The sequence below is a fragment of the Kribbella sp. DT2 genome, from assembly GCF_049844575.1.
Lineage (GTDB): Bacteria > Actinomycetota > Actinomycetes > Propionibacteriales > Kribbellaceae > Kribbella.
Genome location: NZ_JBNCLH010000004.1, coordinates 469,499 through 488,857, shown reverse-complemented (window position 1 = coordinate 488,857; position 19,359 = coordinate 469,499). Strand labels below are relative to the sequence as shown.

At 70.2% G+C, this 19,359-nt stretch carries 23 protein-coding genes; 13 read left to right on the top strand and 10 right to left on the bottom strand.

Going from position 1 to position 19,359, the window contains the following annotated elements; genetic code table 11:
* The first annotated feature begins 160 nt into the window (after positions 1-160).
* From ACLQ2O_RS20390 to ACLQ2O_RS20375, 4 genes are all read left to right on the top strand, one after another.
* Positions 161-568, top strand: a complete 408-nt coding sequence (locus tag ACLQ2O_RS20390) for a DoxX family protein (protein ID WP_425833628.1) — start codon at positions 161-163, stop codon at positions 566-568.
* A gap of 14 nt (positions 569-582) precedes the next feature.
* Positions 583-1,125 carry a sigma-70 family RNA polymerase sigma factor gene (locus tag ACLQ2O_RS20385; RefSeq protein WP_425833626.1) on the top strand — a complete coding sequence of 181 codons (543 nt, stop codon included), beginning with the start codon at positions 583-585 and terminating at the stop codon, positions 1,123-1,125.
* The gene (locus tag ACLQ2O_RS20380) at positions 1,122-1,784 is read left to right on the top strand and encodes an anti-sigma factor family protein (RefSeq protein ID WP_425833624.1); all 663 of its coding nucleotides are present in this window, start codon (positions 1,122-1,124) and stop codon (positions 1,782-1,784) included. The genes ACLQ2O_RS20385 and ACLQ2O_RS20380 overlap by 4 nt, the downstream gene beginning before the upstream one ends.
* 299 nt (positions 1,785-2,083) lie before the next feature.
* Positions 2,084-2,758, top strand: a complete 675-nt coding sequence (locus ACLQ2O_RS20375) for a GAF and ANTAR domain-containing protein (RefSeq protein WP_425833622.1) — start codon at positions 2,084-2,086, stop codon at positions 2,756-2,758.
* A 194-nt stretch (positions 2,759-2,952) separates the two neighbouring features.
* Here ACLQ2O_RS20375 and ACLQ2O_RS20370 read toward each other — a convergent pair whose 3' ends face one another.
* Both ACLQ2O_RS20370 and ACLQ2O_RS20365 read right to left on the bottom strand, forming a co-directional pair.
* On the bottom strand, positions 2,953-3,192 hold the full coding sequence (locus ACLQ2O_RS20370; RefSeq protein ID WP_425833620.1) for a hypothetical protein: 240 nt from the start codon (positions 3,190-3,192) through the stop codon (positions 2,953-2,955).
* A 63-nt stretch (positions 3,193-3,255) separates the two neighbouring features.
* On the bottom strand, positions 3,256-3,960 hold the full coding sequence (locus ACLQ2O_RS20365; protein ID WP_425833618.1) for an ArsR/SmtB family transcription factor: 705 nt from the start codon (positions 3,958-3,960) through the stop codon (positions 3,256-3,258).
* 65 nt (positions 3,961-4,025) lie between these two features.
* On the opposite strand from ACLQ2O_RS20365, the gene ACLQ2O_RS20360 reads away from it, so the two are divergent.
* Positions 4,026-4,664: a flavin reductase family protein gene (locus tag ACLQ2O_RS20360; protein ID WP_425833616.1), complete on the top strand. Its 639-nt coding sequence runs from the start codon at positions 4,026-4,028 to the stop codon at positions 4,662-4,664.
* Here ACLQ2O_RS20360 and ACLQ2O_RS20355 read toward each other — a convergent pair.
* Together ACLQ2O_RS20355 and ACLQ2O_RS20350 are read right to left on the bottom strand one after the other, a co-directional pair.
* Positions 4,621-5,421, bottom strand: coding sequence for an arylamine N-acetyltransferase family protein (locus tag ACLQ2O_RS20355; protein WP_425833614.1), 801 nt, complete (start codon positions 5,419-5,421; stop codon positions 4,621-4,623). The genes ACLQ2O_RS20360 and ACLQ2O_RS20355 overlap by 44 nt on opposite strands.
* 34 nt (positions 5,422-5,455) lie before the next feature.
* Entirely contained in the window at positions 5,456-6,331 is an 876-nt protein-coding gene (locus ACLQ2O_RS20350) for a LysR family transcriptional regulator (protein WP_425833612.1), read from the bottom strand.
* Between the two features lie 109 nt (positions 6,332-6,440).
* On the opposite strand from ACLQ2O_RS20350, the gene ACLQ2O_RS20345 reads away from it, so the two are divergent.
* Complete coding sequence (locus ACLQ2O_RS20345) at positions 6,441-6,836, top strand: RidA family protein (protein WP_425833610.1); 396 nt, start codon at positions 6,441-6,443, stop codon at positions 6,834-6,836.
* On the opposite strand, the gene ACLQ2O_RS20340 is transcribed toward ACLQ2O_RS20345, so the two are convergent.
* The gene (locus ACLQ2O_RS20340) at positions 6,833-7,753 is read right to left on the bottom strand and encodes a serine hydrolase (RefSeq protein WP_425833608.1); all 921 of its coding nucleotides are present in this window, start codon (positions 7,751-7,753) and stop codon (positions 6,833-6,835) included. The two genes, ACLQ2O_RS20345 and ACLQ2O_RS20340, sit on opposite strands and share 4 nt — an antisense overlap.
* A 41-nt stretch (positions 7,754-7,794) precedes the next feature.
* Positions 7,795-8,667: a LysR family transcriptional regulator gene (locus tag ACLQ2O_RS20335; RefSeq protein WP_425833606.1), complete on the bottom strand. Its 873-nt coding sequence runs from the start codon at positions 8,665-8,667 to the stop codon at positions 7,795-7,797.
* A gap of 193 nt (positions 8,668-8,860) precedes the next feature.
* Here ACLQ2O_RS20335 and ACLQ2O_RS20330 point away from each other — a divergent pair, with 193 nt between their 5' ends.
* On the top strand, positions 8,861-9,712 hold the full coding sequence (locus ACLQ2O_RS20330; protein WP_425833604.1) for an MBL fold metallo-hydrolase: 852 nt from the start codon (positions 8,861-8,863) through the stop codon (positions 9,710-9,712).
* Between the two features lie 51 nt (positions 9,713-9,763).
* Here ACLQ2O_RS20330 and ACLQ2O_RS20325 read toward each other — a convergent pair whose 3' ends face one another.
* Positions 9,764-10,537, bottom strand: coding sequence for a GntR family transcriptional regulator (locus ACLQ2O_RS20325; protein ID WP_425833602.1), 774 nt, complete (start codon positions 10,535-10,537; stop codon positions 9,764-9,766).
* Between the two features lie 99 nt (positions 10,538-10,636).
* Between ACLQ2O_RS20325 and ACLQ2O_RS20320 the strand changes: the two genes are divergently transcribed.
* Positions 10,637-11,695, top strand: a complete 1,059-nt coding sequence (locus ACLQ2O_RS20320) for a YeiH family protein (RefSeq protein WP_425833600.1) — start codon at positions 10,637-10,639, stop codon at positions 11,693-11,695.
* Here ACLQ2O_RS20320 and ACLQ2O_RS20315 read toward each other — a convergent pair.
* Positions 11,692-13,503 (bottom strand): glycoside hydrolase family 2 protein, encoded by a 1,812-nt coding sequence (locus ACLQ2O_RS20315; RefSeq protein ID WP_425833598.1) that lies wholly within the window; start codon positions 13,501-13,503, stop codon positions 11,692-11,694. The genes ACLQ2O_RS20320 and ACLQ2O_RS20315 overlap by 4 nt on opposite strands.
* Positions 13,504-13,805: 302 nt before the next feature.
* Here ACLQ2O_RS20315 and ACLQ2O_RS20310 point away from each other — a divergent pair, with 302 nt between their 5' ends.
* Positions 13,806-14,597, top strand: coding sequence for an epoxide hydrolase N-terminal domain-containing protein (locus tag ACLQ2O_RS20310; RefSeq protein ID WP_425833596.1), 792 nt, complete (start codon positions 13,806-13,808; stop codon positions 14,595-14,597).
* Here the strand turns inward: ACLQ2O_RS20310 and ACLQ2O_RS20305 are convergent.
* Entirely contained in the window at positions 14,577-15,446 is an 870-nt protein-coding gene (locus ACLQ2O_RS20305) for an amidohydrolase family protein (protein WP_425833594.1), read from the bottom strand. The two genes, ACLQ2O_RS20310 and ACLQ2O_RS20305, sit on opposite strands and share 21 nt — an antisense overlap.
* A gap of 61 nt (positions 15,447-15,507) precedes the next feature.
* On the opposite strand from ACLQ2O_RS20305, the gene ACLQ2O_RS20300 reads away from it, so the two are divergent.
* Genes ACLQ2O_RS20300 through ACLQ2O_RS20285 form a run of 4 tightly spaced genes read left to right on the top strand, consistent with a single transcriptional unit; the run spans position 15,508 to position 18,139 of the window.
* Complete coding sequence (locus ACLQ2O_RS20300; protein ID WP_425833592.1) at positions 15,508-16,032, top strand: ArsR family transcriptional regulator; 525 nt, start codon at positions 15,508-15,510, stop codon at positions 16,030-16,032.
* Between the two features lie 3 nt (positions 16,033-16,035).
* A complete protein-coding gene (locus ACLQ2O_RS20295) occupies positions 16,036-17,067 on the top strand; it encodes a serine hydrolase domain-containing protein (protein ID WP_425833590.1) in 1,032 nt (343 codons plus the stop codon).
* Positions 17,064-17,396: a hypothetical protein gene (locus tag ACLQ2O_RS20290; RefSeq protein ID WP_425833588.1), complete on the top strand. Its 333-nt coding sequence runs from the start codon at positions 17,064-17,066 to the stop codon at positions 17,394-17,396. Before ACLQ2O_RS20295 ends, ACLQ2O_RS20290 begins: the two co-directional genes overlap by 4 nt.
* A complete protein-coding gene (locus ACLQ2O_RS20285; RefSeq protein ID WP_425833586.1) occupies positions 17,393-18,139 on the top strand; it encodes a class I SAM-dependent methyltransferase in 747 nt (248 codons plus the stop codon). The genes ACLQ2O_RS20290 and ACLQ2O_RS20285 overlap by 4 nt, the downstream gene beginning before the upstream one ends.
* Here the strand turns inward: ACLQ2O_RS20285 and ACLQ2O_RS20280 are convergent.
* Positions 18,120-19,355 (bottom strand): hypothetical protein, encoded by a 1,236-nt coding sequence (locus ACLQ2O_RS20280; protein ID WP_425833584.1) that lies wholly within the window; start codon positions 19,353-19,355, stop codon positions 18,120-18,122. The two genes, ACLQ2O_RS20285 and ACLQ2O_RS20280, sit on opposite strands and share 20 nt — an antisense overlap.
* Positions 19,356-19,359: the final 4 nt, after the last annotated feature.

The window sequence follows — 19,359 nt, the reverse complement described above, 5'->3', positions numbered from 1 at the left end:
AGAGACCAGTGGCTCAGGTGGTCTCTTAGGGTGACGGTTGAGTCACTTTTGGTTGAACCGGATGGGTGGGTGGGCCGTTCTGGTGGGTGAAGGAGCACCCCTGCTGAGCGTGAGGCGGGTGGGGGTGTGAAGCCGTCCGTTCACCTTGAGGAGTTGGAAGATGCTGGAGCGCTGGCAGACGCAGGTGGTTGCTGTGTTCAGGATCGTGGTGGGGTTCTTGTTTGCGACGCATGGGTTCGCGGCGTTGTTCGGGGTGCTGGGGGTGGAGCAGGTCGCGGCGCTGACCTGGCCCTCGTGGTGGGCTTCGGCGATTCAGGCGGTGGCGGGGGCGCTGGTGACGGTGGGGTTCGGGACGCGGTGGGCCGCGTTGCTGTGCTCGGGGTCGATGGCGTTCGCGTACTTCACGGTGCATCAGGTTGACGGGTTGTTGCCGGTGGAGAACGGTGGGGAGAAGGCGGCTCTGTTCGCGTTCGCGTTCTTGCTGATCGCGGTGCTCGGGAACGGGAGTTGGGCGCTGGAAAGTAGCCTTCTGGGCAGGAAGCGGGAGCCTGTGGCGGCCGGCGAGTAGGCGGGTGCCGGGCCATGAGGATCCACGACGACAGAGCTGGGGTGCCGATGGCCGACGACCGGGCGGCGCTCCTGCGTGAGCTGCACGATGTGCACGCGCCGTCGCTGTGGCGGTTCGTGGTCCGGCTGACCGGCGACGACCGGTTCGCCGAGGACGTCGTGCAGGAGACGTTGCTGCGCGCGTGGCGGCGGCCGCAGATCCTGACCGAGGACGAGGCGGGGGCCCGGGCCTGGTTGTTCACGGTGGCGCGCAACCTCGTCATCGACGACCGGCGCAGTGCCCGGGTCAACCGGGAGGTCGCCAGCGACGACCTGCCGGAGCGGCCGAGCGCCGACCACGCGAACGCCGTACTGGACGCGTGGCTGGTGGCTGATTCGCTGGCGCAGTTGTCGGAGGATCATCGGCAGGTGATCGTCCGTGCGTACTACGGCCGGCGGACGGTCACCGACATCGCCAAGGAGCTCGACATCCCGCCGGGCACGGTGAAGTCGCGGTTGCACTACGGGATGCGGGCGCTGAAGCTCGCGCTGCAGGAGAGGGGGGTGACGCAGGAATGAGCGATCCGTACCGGGACTGGGACGCGGCCTACCTGCTCGGCGCGTTGTCCGCGCAGGATCGGCGCGCGTACGAGGAGCACCTGCGGACGTGCACGGAGTGTTCGGCGGAGGTGGCGTCGCTGGCGGGCGTGCCCGGGACCCTGGCGATCCTGCCGGGCGACCGGGCGCTCGCCACGCTCGACCCCACTCCGCCGAACCTGTTGCCCGGCCTCGTCCGGGCCGTCAGTCGGGACCGTCGCAAGCGGCGGTTCCGGGTCGCGGGACTGGTCGCCGCGACCGCCGCCACCGCGGCCGCGATCGGCGCGGTGGTGGCGGTCCCGCCGGCCCGCGAGGAGCCCGAGGGCGACTACGTCGTACTGGCGCAGACCGTCGCCAGCAAGTTGACCGCCGATGCCCGCCTGGTGGAGGAGCGGTGGGGAACGATGATCGAGATCAGTTGCCGGTACGACGAGCTCGCGACCCCGAGCGAACGCGCCCGCGGCTACGACCTGTACGTCACCGACCAGAGCGGCAAGGCCACGCTGATCGCCAGCTGGACAGCCTCACCCGGTACGACGGTCCGCCCGGCCGCGACCACGAAGCTGCCGCGCAGCGAGATCCGCGCGCTGGACATCCGCAGCTCCGACACCGGCCGGATTCTGCTCGCCGTGCACTTCTGACCAGCCCGAGGCACTTCTGGAAGCGTCTCCCGCCAAGGCGCATGACGGGTCCGGGAAGGGGCACCTGAGAGCAAGGAAGAACCGATCGCTCGAGAGGCAGGTTCGTCCAGGCCCCGGTGTTCAGACCCGACGCACCGGGGTCGCCTCATGTCCAGGCGGAACGGCCGGACGGACGGTGTTAAGGTTCATCCCGGTTGGGAAGTCAGCCGGTGGCGCAGCATGCCGCCCGCAGTGATTTCGACCCGTTGAGGACACACCCCGGTGAGACCAACCTCCCAACCGTCGGGCGCAGTGGCCCGGTGAACGACGAGTTCGCCCAGGAGCTGGCCAGGATGGCCCAGGTCCTGCACGAGCAGCCCGATGTGGAACAAACAGCCGAGCGGTTCCTCGAGTTCGTGCTGCCCCGGATCGGCACCGTCCACGCCAGTCTGCTGCTCGTGCACCGAGGCGGCCGGCTGGAGTCGGCGACCGCGACCGACGCGCTGGTCGAGGAGGCCGACCGGGTCCAGATCGAGACCGGTGAGGGCCCGAGCTTCAGCGTGGTCCAGGACGAGCAGAGCGTGGTCAGCGGGGACGTCCCGGGGGATCCGCGCTGGCCGCGCTGGTCCGTCGGCATCGCCGGCGTCGGCCTGCGCAGCGTGCTCAGCGTCCGGCTCCGGACACCGACGACCACGGTGGGCGTCCTGAACCTGTACGACGGCGCGACCGACCGCTTCGGCCCGGGCGACGACGTGATCGCGCAGGTGTTCGCCGACCACGCGGCGGTCGCGGTCTCCAACGCGCGCAGCGAGTCGACGCTGTGGCAGGCGATCGACGCCCGCAAGCTGATCGGCCAGGCGCAGGGGATCCTGATGGAGCGGTTCGACCTGAGCGACGAGCAGGCGTTCGCCGTACTGCGCAGGTACTCCCAGGACAACAACGTGAAGCTGCGGGACGTCGCGCAGCGGCTGATCGCGACGCGGAAGCTGTCCTGACGCAGAAAAGTTCCTGACTCGTGTAACACCAACCGTGTCCTCACCGATACAGAGGGTGTAACGCTGGATCCTGCCCCAGGTCAACCGCCCGAAGGGCCTGGGGCGGGATCCGCTTTCGCACGAGGCGCCCGAAAGTACCCGTGACGCGGAAAAGCCCCCGAGTTTCCTCGGGGGCTTTTCCGCGGTCGTTCCTCCTACGACGCGTGCTCAGTCGGTCGGTCCGACTCCGGCAGAGCGATCCGGTCGGCCGGTAGCCGTTCGGTCCGCTCGACGCCGTCGTCGCCCTCGTACTGCACCAGGCCGGTCCATCCCGCATCCTCGTTCTCGCGGCCGATCAACCAGCCGGGGTACCACACACCGTCCACCTGGACGACGACATGGCTGGGCAGAGAGAGGCGGGACACCAACTCGGTGTCGGGCTCGAAACCAGTCATGGCCGAAGGCTAGGCGCTTCCACCGACACTTGCCTGCTGAGTGCGTGTCCCCTGCCGGGAATCTCACACCCTGGAAGCCAGTTCTCGCACCACACCAACAGAAAGGCCCAGCTCGGTCAGTGCTCCGGTCACTTTGAGTGCTCGTCCGCCAGGGATTCGGTGAACCCATCCTTGGTCCAGCGCGTGCCGGCACAGCGCGGAGCCGACCGCTCCGGCCAGGTGCGGACGCCGTTCGGTCACGTCGAGGCAGGGCCGGACGAGCGGACGGCCGCGACCGGTCTTGACCACAATGCCCAGCTCCTCGAGCCAGCGCGTGCCGTCGGGCGTCAGCGCGAGTCCGTCGGACCAGTCGAGCAGACCGCGCTCGGTCATCGTGTCGATGACGGCGATGCCGAGCCGCCCGGCCAAGTGGTCGTAGCAGGTCCGGGCCCGCGCGAAGGCGTCCCGCCGGCTCGCGCTCTTGAGGCTCGTCGCGATCTCCGTACGACGAGGAGCCAGCGCGGAGAGTCCCTCCAGCAGTTGCGCGGTCTCCGGCCCGGCCAGTTCGACGTACCGGTGCCGTCCCTGCCGTACTTCGCTGAGCAGTCCGCCTTCGACGAGCAGGTTCAGGTGCTCGCTGATCGTCGGGCGGGAGACGCCGGCGAGCTCGGCCAACTCCGTGGCGGTCCACGCGCGGCCGTCGAGCAGCGCGAGGCAGACGGTCGCCCGCGTGCCGTCGGCGAGCATGCGGGCCCACGCGGCCAGCTCCTGCCCCTCGGTCGTCGTCATGCACCCATCGTGCCTCGCGGTCGGTTCGGTCCGGGCCGAATCATCCCGGACCTAGGTTCGGCGGCATGACGCATCTCACCATCGAGCCCTCCGTCCTGTACGCCGGGACGCCGGTCGCCCTGCTGACCACCGACAACGGCGACGGGACCTTCAACCTGGCGCCGATGTCGTCGGCCTGGGCGCTCGGCGACGTCGTCGTGCTGGGCCTCGGCGAGGAAGGCCGGACCGGGACGAACCTGCGCAGCCGGCCCGAACTGGTCGTCAGCTACCCGTCGCCGGCGCAGTGGGAGGCCGTCGAGCGGCTGGCCGGGCTGACCGGCAGCAATCCCGTGCCGGAGCACAAGCGCGAACGGTTCCGCTACGCGCCGCGCAAGTTCGACGCCGCCGGGCTCACGCCTCAACCGTCGGACCTGGTCGGCCCGCCGCGGGTCGCCGAGTGCCCGCTGCAGTTCGAGGCAACGGCCGCCCGGGTCGAGTTGGATGCTGGAGGCAACTTTCTGGTCGTGCAGGCCAGGGTGCTCCGGGTGCACGCCGCCCCTGAGATCGTCGTACCGGGTACGTCGTACGTCGATCCGCGCGCGTGGTCGCCGTTGATCTACAACTTCCGCCACTACTTCGGTCTCGGCGAGCAGCTCGGCGAGAGCTTCCGGACCGAGACGCCTAGCGCTGTTTCAGCAGGAGCCGGTCCAGCTCCTCGTCGTTGAGTACGACGTCCAGCGCGGCCAGCGCCGGGCCGAGGTCCTCGGCGGTGAGCGTGCGGTGCTCGGTCCGGCCGCCGGCGTACTCGGTGGTGAGGTCGGTACCGACCACGCGGCGGCTGACGCCGTCGGCGAGGCGCATCACGACGAGCTTGGTCGAGAACGGCGAGTGCGGATGGGTCGCGACATAGTGGTGGTAGACCTCGTAGTCGATCAGCCGCTGCGGCTCGTCGTTCGAAGCGTGCTGCGGGACCCAGCCGTCGGCGGTCCTCTTCGCCAGCGTCCACGTGCCGGCGTCGTCGGTCAGCCGGTGCTCCCAGCCGGCCTGGTCGACGACCGCGCCGTCCTTCAGCGGCATCGGGTGCAGGATGCCGGCCCCGAAGCCCACGTCGGCCAGCCACGGCTCGCCGTCGATCCGGACCAGCAGGTTCATGTGCGTCTTCGGCCCCGACTTGTGCGGCTGGACACGCGCGACGCGGCGGTCGACCTCGAAACCGAGCGTCTCCAGTACGGCGGCGAACAGCAGCGCGTGCTCGTAGCAGTAGCCGCCGCGACGCCGCCCGACGAGCTTGGCCTGGACGACGTCGAGCTCGAGCCCGGCGTGGGTGCCGAGCACGACGTCGACGTTCTCGAACGGGATGGCCCGGACGTGCGCCGCGTGCAGCCGCTGCAGCGTGTCCACCGACACGTCGCCGGCGGGCTCGCCGATCCGGTCCAGGTACGCGGTCAGGTCGAGCCTCTCGATGCCCCACTCGTTGGTCATGGCGACCATCCCAGCAGCTCCAGTGGACTTGAGGTCAAATGCTCTCGCGGAGGGCCCCGACGAACGCGTCGACGGCACCGCACGGCTCGTCGGCGGCCCGCGTCGCGACGTACACCGTCCGCGTCGGCGGCTCGGTCAGTGGACGGACGACGAGATCCGGACGCAGAGCCGGTACGACGAGGCCGGGCGCGAGCATCACGCCGTACCCGGCGGCGACGAACGCCTGCTTGCCGAGCCAGGTCCCGCAGACGATCTCGAGTCGCGGCGCGAACCCGGCGCGGGCGCAGACGCTGGTCAGGACGGCGGCTGCGCCGGGATAGTCCTCGACCCAGCTGTCCTCGGCGAGCTCGGCGAGGTCGATCTCCTCGTGGCCGGTCAGCCGGTGGCCGATCGGCAACGCGACGTGCAGCCGGTCGTCGAGCAGGTGGAGCAGCTCGATCCCGTCGGCCGCGGGCAGACCCGGTGGGTAGTCGGTGATCACCGCGAGGTCGATCGTGGCGTCGAGCAGTCCGGGGACGAGCGTCGGCGTCGTGCCCTCGGCGAAGGTGATCCGGGCGTCGGGCCGGTCGCGGTGGAACCGTTTGAGGGCCTTGGGCAACAATTGCGCGCTGGCGGTCGGGAACGCGCCGACCCGCAGCGGACCGGGCCGGCTCCCGGCCGCGGCCACGTCGGCGGTCGCACGGTCGACCTGCGCGAGGATGCCGGCCGCGTGGGTGAGCAGGACCTCACCGGCGGCGGTCGGCTGGACGCCGCGGGCGTGCCGGGTGAGCAGGGTGCGGCCGAGCTGCGACTCCAAGGTGGCGAGCTGCCGGGAGACCGCCGATTGGGTGTAGCCGAGTTGGTCCGCGGCCGCGCTGATCGAGCCGAGCCGGCAGACCTCGCGGAACGCACGGAGCGGGGTCAGTTCCATGGCGGCAAGGTATACCGCGAGCGCATGGCTCGTGTGCGGAGTATGCGCTGGTGCGATATTGCGGTGCCGGGTCAGGATGGAGGCCGGTTCACGATCCTGGAGGATTCTCTTGAGTCAGCTTTCCTACCCGCAGCCCGAAGGCGTTGCTGCGGGCAACGGGTACAGCCATGTCGTCACCGGGCCCGGCCGCTGGGTGGCGATCGCGGGACAGGTCGCGCTGGACGCCGCCGGGGAGATCGTGGGCGTCGGTGATCCGGAGGCACAGGCGCGGCAGGTGTTCGCGAACCTGGCCGCGTGCCTGGAGGCGGCGGGGGCGAGCTTCACCGACGTGGTGAAGCTGAACTTCTACGTCACCGACATCGCGGTGCTGCCCGCCGTACGGGTTGCGCGGGATCAGTACGTCGACACGGCGAACCCACCAGCCAGTACGGCGGTGCAGGTGGTCGGCCTGTTCAAGCCCGAGCTCTTGCTGGAGGTCGAGGCGTACGCCGTCGTGCCTGACTAGCGCAGCCGATCGACGGCGTACCGGGTGGCCTGGCCGATGGCGGCGTCGACGCGCGGCAGGCGTCTGTCGGCGCGGGCCGCTCGGGTGAGCGCGGCGACCGCGACGGTCGGGCCGCCGGGGAGCTCGACGACGCCGACCTCGTGGCGGAGGGCACCGAAGGTCCCGGTCTTGCCGTAGACGCGGACGGCGTCGTGCGGGAACGCGGACGCGATCCGTTGGGTGAAGACCTGCTGCGCCATCAGGCGCTGGACGAACGCGGTCTGCGACGGCGACAGGAACTCGCCGGACCACAGGGCTTTCAGCAAGGCAGTCATGTCGCGTGCGGTGGTTGCCGAGGCGTTGGCTGCCTCGTAGACGTTGGACGGGTCGGTGGTGTCGTTGTCGGCCAGTACGGCGAGTGCCGCATCGGCGTCGGTCGTCCGCGTACGGCGTACCAGTTCGCGCAGGTTGTCGGCGGTACCTCGGCGGACTCGGGTGCTGGTCAGGCCGGCGCGTTGCAGGAGGTCGGCGACCTGGTCCAAGCCGACGACTTCGAGCAGCGCATCGGCGGCTGCGTTGTCGGACAGGGCCATGGTCGAGGCGGCCAGGTCACGGAGGGACAGGGTGACCGGGTCGCTGAAGATCGAGAGCCCGGTCGGGCCGGGGGTGCGGTCGTCCGGCTGGAGCGTGACTGGCTGCTGGGGGTCCAGCGAGCCGCTGTCGACCAGGTCGGCGAAGGCGATGACCAGGGGGAGCTTGTAGACAGAGGCCATCGGTACGACGTGGTCGGCGTCCAGTGAGATCGCCTCGTCGGGGCGGTCGAGCGAGACCGCGTGGAACCAGCCGCGGGTGCCGGCGTCCTCGAAGAGCGCGCGCAGGTGGCTGGCGGCGGAGCCACGCAGCGGGGGCCCTGCGGCGTCGCGGCCAAGGGCGCTCACCGCGTCACCGCCAGGGACTCGGCGCGCCCGCGGAGAGCCGCTCATGGCGTCACCGCCAGGGCCAGGGCGATGCGGGCCAGGGCATCGGGCAACAGGGCTGACGGCGTACGGGCGTTCGGCCAGACCAGGCGGAGCCGTACGGGCAGCGGGTCGTCGACGATCGGGTGCCGGCCGAGTCCAGCCGCGTGCAGTGAGCGGTCCGGCGTCACCACGATGGCCTGACCGGCTGCGGCCATCGCCAGCGCGGCCCGCTCGTCGGTGACCACGACCGTTCCACCTGCTGGGCGGTGGAGGTCCAGCGTGTCCAGCACCAGGTCTCTGGCAGCCGGTGCCTCAGCACGCGGCCGTACGGCGATCGGCAGCACGCTCAGGTCGCGCAACTTGAGCGGTACGCCGTCGTCGGGGTGCAGTGTGGTCGGCACCAGGGCTTCGGTCGGCAGGAGCGTGACCGGGCCGGCCTCCAGCCCGTCGAGCACAGCCGGATGCAGTACGACGGCCAGGTGCAGGCGGGTGGATGCCAGCTGGGCCAGGAGCTGGCTGGTCGGAGCAGTGACGACAGTGACTCGGCCGCTGGGCAGCGCAGCGGCTACGGCGGCTCCGAGCGCTGGCGGGACCTCCGGAGTCAGGCCGAGGCGCACCTCCGGGCCGTCGGGGTCCTGGGCACCAGCGGCATGGTGGAACTCGTCGAGCGAGCCCAGTGCGCGCCGGGCGTAGGGGAGAAGCGCTGCGCCGGCGGGGGTGAGCTCGACGCGGCCGGTGGCGCGTTCGAAGAGCTTGGCGCCGACCAGCGCTTCCAGGCGGCGCAGGCCCTGGGAGAGCGGCGGCTGGGTGATGCCGACGACGCGGGCGGCGTCGCCGAAGTGCTGCTCGTCGGCGAGGGCGACGAAGATTTGCAGGTGGCGTTCAGTGAGCATGAGCCGGCTGACCTGGGGTGATACGTGCAGGCAATCGGATCATGTGTAAGAGCATATTCGACATCTCCGGACCACAGCGCCTTGACTGGGCAACACGTCGAGGTGAGGAGAACTGGGGATGACGGTAAGCCGGAGAGGTGTGCTCAGAGGCGCCGCGGTCGCGGCGGTGGGTGCTGCCGGGACAGTGGCCGGAGTGAGGGCCGCGACTGCGGACGAGCCCGCAGCAGTAGACCGGCAGCCCGTGGAGCTGACCTGGTGGGGCAACCACGCGTGGCAGATCCGGTCGGGCGAGTCGGTGGTGCTGACCGACCCGTGGCTGACCAGGTTCGTCACCGGGACCTACGCGCCCGAGGGCGCCGACGAGACGACGCGGATCGTCAGCAAGCCCAGCGTGATCGACAAGTACGTCACCAAGGCCGACGCGATCCTGGTGCACCACGGGCACTACGACCACCTGCCCGACGTTCCGTACATCGCCCGCCGGACCAAGGCGACCGTGCTCGGCAACGAGACGCACCTCAACTTGCTGCGGGCCCTGCGCGCACCTGGCGACCAACTGACGCAGGTGGTCGGTGGTGAGTACCTGCCGTTCACCGGGTTCACCGTCGAGGTGTTCCGGTCGCTGCACTCGTGCGGTGGTGCGCGGCACCAGTTCGCCTTCCCTGGAACGCGTCCTGGCGTCGTACCGGCCAGGCCGCGGACCATCGCCGAGCTGGTCGAGGGCGGGACGCTCGCCTACGTGCTGACGATCGGCGGTCTGCGCATCCTCAGTCTCAGCACGGCGGGCTTCGACCCGGTCGCGCTGAAGGACCTGGAGGTCGACGTGGTTCTGGCCGCGCCCGGCGGCGAGCCCGGTGTGACGGATCGCCTGCTGAAGACGATCAAGCCCGTCCCGCTGGTGATCGCCACGCACTGGGACGACTTCGACAAGCCCCTCGACGAGCCTGCCGAGGACTGGGGTGGTCTGGCCAAGCTGGAGGCCTCGGTGCTCGCAGCGGGAGCCGAGTTCAAGAAGGTCGAGCACCTGCAGTCGATCACCCTCTGAAAGCTTCACGCCGGGCGCACTCCAGCGGCCAACGCGCCCGGCGTGAACCCCTCAGGCCAGGCTGGTCCCGGTGGCCGGGGTCAGGCGGTAGCCCTGGTGGGCCGAGAACTCGGCGGCCAGGGCGAAGCGGTCTCCTCGTACGACGGTGTGGCGCCACTCGACCGGGCGGCCCTGGGCGTGGGCCAGGCGGTTGATGGAGAAGACGGCGGCACCGGCCGGGCAGTGCAGGAGAGCTCGCTCGGCCGAGGTCGGGTTGACGGCGCGGATGTCCTCGCGGCCGTGGTCGAGACGGAGGCCGGTGCGGGCCGCTAGTTCGGCGTACAGGCTGGTGTGGCTGAAGTCGGCCTCGAGCAGGCTCTCGGCGACACCTGCCGGGAGCCAGACGCGGTCGAGCGCGAGGGGCTCGTCGCCGGCGAAGCGGAGGCGTTCGAGGTAGACGAGCGGGATCGACGCCTCCAGGCCGAGGCGGCTGGCGATCACGCCGTCGGCGCGGACGTCCAGAGCCCGTACGACGCTGTGCTGCGTCAGGCCGGACGCCTCGACCGAGGAGAACAGGCTGTAGAGCGCGCCCATCGGCTGGCTGATCTCCGGGGCGGTCGCGACCCGCGGCTGGCGGCCGCGCTCGGCGACGATCAGGCCGTCGGCGCGGAGTTGGCTGAGCGCCTGGCGGACGGTGTGGCGGCTGACCTGGTAGTCCTCGACCAGGGCGAGCTCGCCGGGGAAGACGTCGTCGAACTCGCCGGCGCGGAGCCGGCGGACCAGCTCCTCCTGGAGCTGCTTCCACAGCGGCCGCCCGCCGCCGCGGTTGAGCTTGCGCTCGGTCATCGAGGCCTTCCCGTCCGAGCCGTGGGTCACGGCGGCTTGCCAAATGTCCGGTCATCTCTTAGCTTAAATGTGCGTACATTTAATCCAAGGGGTGACGGCGTGCAGGTCGAGGTTAGGTCACCAGCGTCGTCGCCGACGGCGGCGAAACCTCATTTCGTCGAGCGACTGCCAGGGTTGCTGGTGGTGCTCGTGCTCGCGACGGCGGCTGTGCCGCTCGGTCGGCTGGTGCCGGTCGTTGGTGGGCCGGTGTTCGGGCTGGTGCTCGGAGTTGTCGTCGGCACGTGCGTGCCGGTGCTGCGGGGTGAGTGGTCGCGGCCTGGGTACGAGTTCGCGTCGAAGTTCTTGCTGCAGGTGTCGATCGTGGTGCTGGGCACCGGGTTGTCGTTGCAGCAGGTCGCGCGGGTCGGTGCCGGCTCGCTGCCGGTGATGCTCGGGACGCTGGCGATCGCGCTCGGCGGCGCCTGGTTGTTCGGGCGGCTGCTCGGGGTGCGCGGGGACACGCAGATCCTGATCGGGGTCGGTACGGCGATCTGCGGCGCGTCCGCGATCGCGGCGACGACGGCGGCGATCGAGGCGAAGAAGTCGTCGGTCGCGTACGCGCTGGCGACGATCTTCACGTTCAACGTGGTCGCCGTACTGGCGTTCCCGCCGCTCGGTCACCTGATGGGGCTCGGCCCGGAAGCCTTCGGCCTGTGGGCCGGTACGGCGGTCAACGACACGTCGTCGGTCGTCGCGGCCGGCTACGCGTTCAGCCAGGAAGCCGGCGACCACGCCCTGGTGGTCAAACTCACCCGCTCGCTGATGCTGGTCCCGATCGTCATCGGCCTGGTGATCCTGAAGTCGCGCCGCGACGCCAAGACCTCTGAAGCCGCAGTCCACCGGAAGCTGCCCTGGCGGCGCATGCTTCCCCTGTTCCTCGTGGGCTTTCTGGTGGCCGCCGGCCTTCGCACGCTGGGCCTGGTGCCGGACGAGCGCCAGGCGGACCTGGCGCTCGTCGGGACCTACCTGATCACCAGTGCGCTGGTGGCGATCGGACTGTCGTTGCGGGTCGGTGAGCTGCGAAAGGCCGGGCTGCGGCCTTTGCTGCTCGGGGCGATCCTGTGGGTGTGCGTGAGCCTCGGCAGCCTCGGGCTGCAACTGGCTACGGGCACCCTCTAGTCCTGCTCGTACGCCGCCGCCCGCACCTGCGTCTTGCGGACCCGCTCGACGTCCAGCTTGCTGGAGCGGTCGAAGCGGTAGATCCCGTTCTCCTCCTGGAAGACGTCGGTCAGCTGCGTGTAGCAGTAGCCGAACATTCGCGGGTCGTCGAGCAGTACGTCGACCAGCCCGGTGAAGCGGTCGTAGAACTCCGCCTCGTCCCTCACCCGCTGGCCGTAGCCCCACGACTCGGCCCGGTCGGTGCCCGCCAGCTGCACAGCCTCCGGGTTCCACCAGATCCCGCCGAACTCGCTGCAGAAGTACGGCTGCCCGTTGTACGGCTGCGAGATCGGCCGGTCCTCCAGCCCACCGGTGTTCCCGTACGGCGCTCCGTCGGCCAGCCCGGCCATCTGCTTGCCGAACTCGACCGGGTCCTGCTCGTAGTTGTGCGAGTCCCAGATGTCGGTCTCCGGCACCCGGTGCGAGTAGCCGGAGGCGTCCAGCACCGGCCGGCTCGTGTCGGCCGCCTTGGTGGCCAGGAACATCGCCCGGGTCACGTCGTCCAGCTGGGTGATCCGGTCGTGCAGCAGCTGGTGGGTCTCGTTCAGCGGGCACCAGCCGACGATCGACGGGTGGCTGTAGTCGCGCTCGACCGCCTCCAGCCACTGCGTCACGAACGTCGCGGTCGGCAGCTGGTTGTTGTCGCCGGTGTCACCGACCCCCGCCCCCCAGTCGCCGAACTCGCCCCAGACCAGGTAGCCCATCCGGTCCGCGTGGTAGAGGAAGCGCTCCTCGAACACCTTCTGGTGCAGCCGGGCTCCGTTGAAGCCGGCCGCCAGGCTCAGCTCGATGTCAGCGACCAGCGCCTCCTCGGACGGCGCCGTCATCAGGCTCTCCGGCCAGTAGCCCTGGTCCAGCACGAGCCGCTGGAACACGTGCTTGCCGTTGATCAGTACGGCCTGGCCGTTGATCGACACCGACCGCAGGCCGGCGTAGCTGGCGGCCTGGTCGACCACAGTGCCGTCGGCGTCGACCAGCTCCAGCTGTACGTCGTACAGGTGCGGGTCGGTCGTGTCCCACAGCCGCACCCGCTCAGCCGGTACGGCGAGCAGCAGGCGCGGCGCGAGGTCGAGGTCGGCGCGGACCTCGGCGGTGACGACCTCACCGTCGCCGTCGGACAGCACCGCGCGCACCTTCCAGCCCGGCTTGTTCGCCGATACCGGGACGGCCAGGTGGAACGCCGAGCCGGCCACGTCCGGGGTGATCCGCGGCCGCCCGAGGTGGACCGACGGGACGGCCTCCAGCCAGACGGTCTGCCAGATGCCGGTCGTCCGGGTGTAGTGGCAGTCCCGGTTGAAGTAGATCGTGCTCTGCTTGCCGCGGGCCTGCGAGCCGTTCTTGGTGTCGCGGGCGCGGACGACGATCAGCGCTTCCTCACCCGGTCCGGCGATCCCGGCCAGGTTGGCGCTGAACGGCGTGAAGCCGCCGCGGTGGCGGACGACCTCGGTGCCGTTCACCCAGACGGTGGCGTCGTGGTCGACGGCCTGGAAGTGCAGAACGGCGTCGTTGCCGGTCCAGTCGGCGGGGATCGTGACGGTCGTGCGGTACCAGACCGCTTCCTGGTAGTCGACGTCCTCGATCCCGGACAGTTCGGACTCGGGCGCGAACGGAACGGTGATCCGGCGCTCGAGCTCGCGCTCGGCCAGGCCGCGTTCCAGGCCGGAGTCGGACTTGTCGGCCTCGAACTGCCACTCGCCGTTCAGGTTCAGCCAGTGCGGGCGGACGAACTGCGGCCGGGGGTGCTCGGGGCGGGGCTGGGTGCTGGGCATCGAGAGGCTCCCGTGAGGTGTGCTGAGCAGGTCGGCATCGACTTTACAACGTTGGAATAAGCGCGGCAACGGCCCGCCGAGGAGTGGACGCCGGTCCGCTTCACGCGGGCGGCAAACGGTGTCAATGGTTTGCCGCCCGGCGGAAGTGTCAGCAAGATGTCAGCCCGTTCGTGCAACCCTTTCGGTACCAGTTCGTTCTATGTCAGAAGAGGCAAGTCGTGGTCGGGGACAACAAAGCGTCGGCCCGGAGCGTCATGCTGGTGGCAGAGCTGTGTGGAGCGGGGAGAGGGAGAGGTCGATGGGTGGGAACTGAGCGCACCGCCGAGGTCCGCGAGCTCCGGCTGCGGGTGCCGCAGGCCGATCTCGACGGGCTGTACGACCGGCTCCGCGCGTTCCGCGACGGCGGCGGGTACATCGCCGCGGGTCTGGACCGGGTGGTGCCGGCGGCGTACGCCGACGAGCTGCTGGACTACTGGCTCGCCGGCTACGACTGGCGCGTGCACGAGGCCCGGCTGAACGCCTACCACCACTACGGCACCGAGATCGGCGGCCAGTTCGTCCACTTCCTGCACCTGCGGTCCCCGCACCCCGACGCCCGGCCGGCGTTGCTCACGCACGCCTGGCCCAGTGGCGTGATGGACGTGCTGGACGCGGCGACACGGTTCGAGGTGGCCGGTAGCCACCACCTGGTCATCCCGTCGATCGCCTGGACCGCGCTGACCGGTCCGGAAGGCGGTTCGCCGAGCAGCCGCGCAGCGGCGGGCTGGGACGAGCTGATGTGCCGTCTGGGCTACGACGAGTACCAGGTCGGCGACGACCGCGAAGGGCTCGGTGCCACCCCGGCGTACACGGCGGTGTCGGAGGCGGTCGCGCAGCAGCGCGGGCTGGACGCCGCGGAGCTGGCGGAGGTCCGCTGGTTCAACGAGAACCTCACAGCGTTCAACGAGGGGCAGCAGATCTCCGCTCTGGTGCTGAGTACCGCACTGCTCGCCTGGAACGCGCAGCTGGTCAGCCTGGAGATCGACCGGGACGCACTGCTCACCGGCCTGACGCTGGCCTGGTTCGCCTCGCAACTACCCGTCGAGGAGCCGTAGGCCGTTCTCCCAGCAGACCGCGCGCAGCCAGTCGTCGCCCAGGTCCAGCCGCTCCAGCGCTTCCAGCTGTACGGCGTACTCGTACGGGATGTTCGGGAAGTCCGAGCCGAGCACGACCTTGTCCTGCAGCGCGGCCATCCGCGGCCGGAGCTCCCGCGGGTACGGCGCCAGTGACTCCGTGAACGGGGTCAGCGCCATCGTCGTGTCCAGGTGGACGTTCGGGTAGGTCTCGGCGAGCGCCAGGTGCTCGGCGTACTCCGGCATGCCCAGGTGAGCGATGACGGCCGTCAGCCGCGGATGCTTGGCCAGTACGTCGCCCATCGGGCCCGGCCCGGTGTGGCGGCCCTGGATCGGCCCCGACCCGCAGTGCACCACCACCGGTACGCCGGCCTCGGCCAGCTGGCCCCAGACCGCGTCCAGCTCCTCGTCGCGCGGGTCGTAGTCACCGACCTGGACGTGCACCTTGAAGATCCGCGTGCCCAGCTCCAGCGCTTCCTTCACGTACGACGCGGCGCCGGGCTCCGGGTAGAACGTCCCGCTCGCCACGCAGCCAGGTGTCCGCGCGGCGAAGTCCCGGGCCCAGCTGTTCAGCCAGGCGGCCATGTCGGGCTTGTGCGGGTAGACCAGCGCCGGGAACCGGCGTACGCCCAGCCGCTGCAAGGTCTCGACGCGGTCAGGAACCGGAGTCCGGTACTGGACCGGCCAGGCGACGCCGTAGTGCTGCTCGGCCTGGTCGAAGTACGCCCAGACCGCGTTCATCACCTGGTCGGGGAGGAAGTGGACGTGCACGTCCACCAGCCCGTCGAGCCCTAGTCGCTGCCACCAGCCAGGTACCTCGTCGTCACGCACCCGAACACTCTAGACACGCCTACGGTTTGCAAGACCTACGTAGCTACGTAGTATCCACAGTGTGGAAGAAGCTGTGGACAACCGGCTCGAGGAGCTGGAGCGGCGCGTCGCCGCTCTGGAGTCCGCCGAGTCCGCCTGGCTTCGTCCACAGGAACGGCAGGTGCTGCCCGACGGCGCGGACCCCGAGGTCTTCTTCGCGCTGCGGGGGCTGAAGGAGCGGATCCCGGCGCCCGGCGCGGTGCTCTACACGGGCAGCGTGACGCTGCCGGACGACCGGACGATCGACTGGCAGTTCGGGCGGCCGACGCCCGAGGTGCTGGAGGCGGACTGGGCCGCCCGTGCCTCGGCGCTGGCCGCGCTCGGGCATCCGGTCCGGTTGACGCTGCTCCGCGAGATCCTGCACGGACGGACGACGGTCAGCGCGCTCAGCGAGGTCGAGGGCCTCGGGACGAGCGGGCAGATCTACCACCATCTGCGGCAGCTGACGGCCGAGGGCTGGTTGCACACTCCCAGCCGAGGCCTCTTCGCGGTCCCCCCGACCCGGGTGGTCGCGCTGCTCGCGATTCTGGTCGCCCTGGAGAGGTAAACCATGAAGCTCATCGCCGTACTACTCGCAGTCGCGCTGGCCGTCGGTGGCTGGCTGATCCGGCCCGGTGCGCTCGACCTGGCGGAGTCCCGCACGGGCGACGCCGAGCTGCAGCGCTTCGTCGACGACCATTACGAGGGCCCGGGGCACCGGCTGTCCGTGGCGGTCGTCGAGGACTCCACGACGCGCTACGCGGGCCGCGGTACCGACGAGCACGGCAGCTTCGAGATCGGCTCGATCAGCAAGGCACTCACCGGCATCCTGCTCGGCGAGGCGGTCCGGCGCGGTGAGGTGAAGCTCGACCAACAGGTGGGGTCGCTGCTGCCGCTGGACGGGTCGGACGTCGCCACTGCCACGCTGGAGGACCTGGCGACCCACCAGTCCGGTCTGCCGAACACCACCAGGAAGCCGCTGCCGGCAGCGCGGTCCCTGTTGGCCAGCCTGTCCGCTGGGAACCCCTACCCGTTCAGCGTCGACCAGCTGCTCGACCAGGCCCGGTCCGCGAGCACCAGCGGTCGCGGCAAGTCGACGTACTCAAATCTCGGCGGAGCCCTGCTGGGCCAGGCCCTGGCCCAGCAGGCAGGCAAGAGCTACCCGGAACTCCTGCAGGAACAGATCTTCCAGCCGGTGGGCATGAAGGAGTCCCGTACGCCGGTCAGCGACGCAGGCGCGGCTCCCGACGGCTACGGCTCGGGCGGACGCCAGCAGGCGCCCTGGATCCAGACCGGCTACGCCCCGGCCGGTGGAGTCGTCTCCACCGCGTCGGACCTCGCACTGCTCGCCCGGACCCTGCTCAGCGGCAAGTACGTCGAAGCGCTGGCTCCGCGCCGCGACTTCGACGAGGACCGGGTCGGATTGTTCTGGCTGACCACGCCGCTGCCCGACAACCGCAGCATGGTCTGGCACAACGGCGGTACCGGCGGCTACCGCTCGTTCATCGCGCTCGACCTGGAACGCCGCCGCGCCGTGGTCGTGCTCTCCGACGTCGCCGTACCGGTGGACGATTTCGCCACCGAACTCCTGGAGGCCCAGTGAGAGACTTCATCCTGATCGCCTTGACGGTCGCCTACCCGCTCCTGGCCCTCTGGCAGATCCACACCCACAAGCTCCGCGACCGGGCCGACGCCGTGATCGTGCTGGTCACCGGAGTCCTCTTCCTGCTCGTCGCCCGCGCCACCGCCGACTGGAACTCCCTGCCGCCGGCACTGTGGCTCGTTGGCCTGGCCCTGATGGCCGTAGCGACCGCACTGACCGGCCGCATCTGGTCGGGCCTTCCCTGGTTCAAGGCCCACCCAGTACGCCGTGGAGTCTCCACCGCCATCCAGCTGGTCCTCGCCGGCGCCTTCTGCGCGGTGCTGCTGTGAACGAGCACCTCGCTCGCGGCTGGGACGAAGCCGCCGCCGGCTACGAGCAGTACTTCGTCCCGCGCTTCCGGCCGTGGGTGGAGACAGCCGTTGCCCAGCTCGGCGACCTACCGTCCGGCCCGATCCTGGTGCCGTGCTGCGGCACGTTCCCGGAGCTCGACCTGCTGCTCGAGCGCTTCCCGGACCGGGAGATCGTCGGCATCGACCTGTCGGCGGGCATGGTCCGCCTGGCACGGGAGCGGGCGGCCGGCCACGACCAGGTGAGTGTGGTCGAAGGCGACGCCGCAACGCTCGATCCCCGCTGGCTCAGGGCTTGCAGCGCGGTCGTCTCCGTCTTCGGCCTGCAGCAACTGCCCGCGCCGGAGCAGGCGATCGATTCCTGGTACGACGCCCTGCTGCCCGGCGGACGGCTGTCGGTCGTTTACTGGCCGTCCGTCACCGAGGCTGACGGCCCGTTCAGCCTGATGCGGGAGCTGCTGCGCCCCGGCCCGGCCGACCCCGATCCGGACCTGGCCGCCGTACTGGGTGAGGCCGTCGACGAGCCGGTGGCCTTCCCGATCACGTACGCCGACGCCGGCAGCTTCTTCGAGGCCTACGCCCACTCCGGCCCGATGCGCGCGACCGCGATCGCCCGCGGCGAGGCCTTCGTCGAGGAGCTGCGGGAACGGTTCCTGGAGCGGGCGCCGGAAGGCGAGTGGACGCACCACCCGGCGGCCCGCCTGATCACCGCGACTGGTCGATGACCCACAGGCCGGTCAGGCCGCGGAAGTGGGCCTGGAACTTGTCCTGCTCGTGGGCCGGGTAGGTCGCCGCGACGGTCTCGGTGAGGATCCGGTCGAAGTCGGGGCTCTTCACCCAGTCGACCAGCTGCTCGTCGAAGTCCGGCAGGTTCCGCGCGCACCACTCGTGGTACTTCTCGGTCTCGAAGTACTCGTCGGCCAGCTTCAGGTACGCCGCGATCTTGGCGTCGTAGTCGAGCGACTCGTCGTCGGCGATCGCGAAGTAGCGCTCGGTGTGCAGGTCCACCTTCGTCCGGCGTCCGGTCGCGAGCGAGAAGATCGACCACTTGACCAGCGCGCCGATCGCCCACGGGAAGTAGTAGTGCAGCGAGGTGATCGCGACGTCCGGGCAGGCGTTGGCGTAGTCGATCGGGTGCACCGAGTCGCCCGCGACGAGCATCTCGCAGGAGTTGAACTCCCAGCCGAAGAAGGCGTTCACGATCCGGCTGATCGCGACCGCCTGGTGGCCGGCCGACGGGCTGAGGAAGTCGTGCGAGACGGCGTACCGGTTGTGCATCGGCTCGTCGGGGCGGAAGTCCATCACCATCGTCTCGGCGCCGATCGACAGCGCCCGGGCGAACTTCTCGTACTCGACCGTGGCCTGCAGGTGCATCAGCATCTCGCCGGACTCGTCGTAGGCCGTGTGCAGGTCCTCGCGGTTGTTGATCCGGGAGACGCCGCGCCAGCCGCCGCCGTCGAACGGCTTCATGTACATCGGGTAGCCGAGGTCGTCGGCGATCGCGTCCAGGTCGAAGGTCTTGTTGTACTTCGCCGACGTGTAGGCCCAGCGGACGTTGTCGACCGGGTTCTTGTACGGCACCAGCACGGTCCGCGGGATCTTCAGCCCGAGCCGCAGCATCGCGCAGTACGCCGAGTGCTTCTCCATCGCCTGGAACGTGAACGGCGAGTTCAGCAGGTACGTGCCGTTCATCAGCGCGGCCTTCTTCAGCCACTCGCGCGGGTGGTAGTACCAGTACGCCAGCCGGTCGATCACGAGCTGGACCCGGACCGGGTCGTTCAGGTCGAACGGCTCGATGGTGAGCCGTTCGGTGCCGAACTCGTGCGTGGTGCCGGCGGCCTGCACGGGACCGACGCGGCGTAGCAGGGCTTCGAACGCCTGCGGCCAGTCCTCCTCGGCGCCGAGCAACAACCCGATCAGGTGCTGAGAGCGGTCAGGCACAGTA

Bases quoted from the DNA above. Each gene is read 5' to 3' on its own strand.
- ACLQ2O_RS20370 (WP_425833620.1), bottom strand. From the start codon at position 3,192: ATGACTGGTTTCGAGCCCGACACCGAGTTGGTGTCCCGCCTCTCTCTG.
- ACLQ2O_RS20315 (WP_425833598.1), bottom strand. From the start codon at position 13,503: ATGCCCAGCACCCAGCCCCGCCCCGAGCACCCCCGGCCGCAGTTCGTC.
- ACLQ2O_RS20295 (WP_425833590.1), top strand. From the start codon at position 16,036: ATGAAGCTCATCGCCGTACTACTCGCAGTCGCGCTGGCCGTCGGTGGC.
- ACLQ2O_RS20325 (WP_425833602.1), bottom strand. From the start codon at position 10,537: ATGACCGAGCGCAAGCTCAACCGCGGCGGCGGGCGGCCGCTGTGGAAG.
- ACLQ2O_RS20385 (WP_425833626.1), top strand. From the start codon at position 583: ATGAGGATCCACGACGACAGAGCTGGGGTGCCGATGGCCGACGACCGG.
- ACLQ2O_RS20355 (WP_425833614.1), bottom strand. From the start codon at position 5,421: ATGACCAACGAGTGGGGCATCGAGAGGCTCGACCTGACCGCGTACCTG.
- ACLQ2O_RS20335 (WP_425833606.1), bottom strand. From the start codon at position 8,667: ATGCTCACTGAACGCCACCTGCAAATCTTCGTCGCCCTCGCCGACGAG.
- ACLQ2O_RS20380 (WP_425833624.1), top strand. From the start codon at position 1,122: ATGAGCGATCCGTACCGGGACTGGGACGCGGCCTACCTGCTCGGCGCG.
- ACLQ2O_RS20360 (WP_425833616.1), top strand. From the start codon at position 4,026: ATGACGCATCTCACCATCGAGCCCTCCGTCCTGTACGCCGGGACGCCG.
- ACLQ2O_RS20350 (WP_425833612.1), bottom strand. From the start codon at position 6,331: ATGGAACTGACCCCGCTCCGTGCGTTCCGCGAGGTCTGCCGGCTCGGC.
- ACLQ2O_RS20365 (WP_425833618.1), bottom strand. From the start codon at position 3,960: ATGACGACGACCGAGGGGCAGGAGCTGGCCGCGTGGGCCCGCATGCTC.
- ACLQ2O_RS20390 (WP_425833628.1), top strand. From the start codon at position 161: ATGCTGGAGCGCTGGCAGACGCAGGTGGTTGCTGTGTTCAGGATCGTG.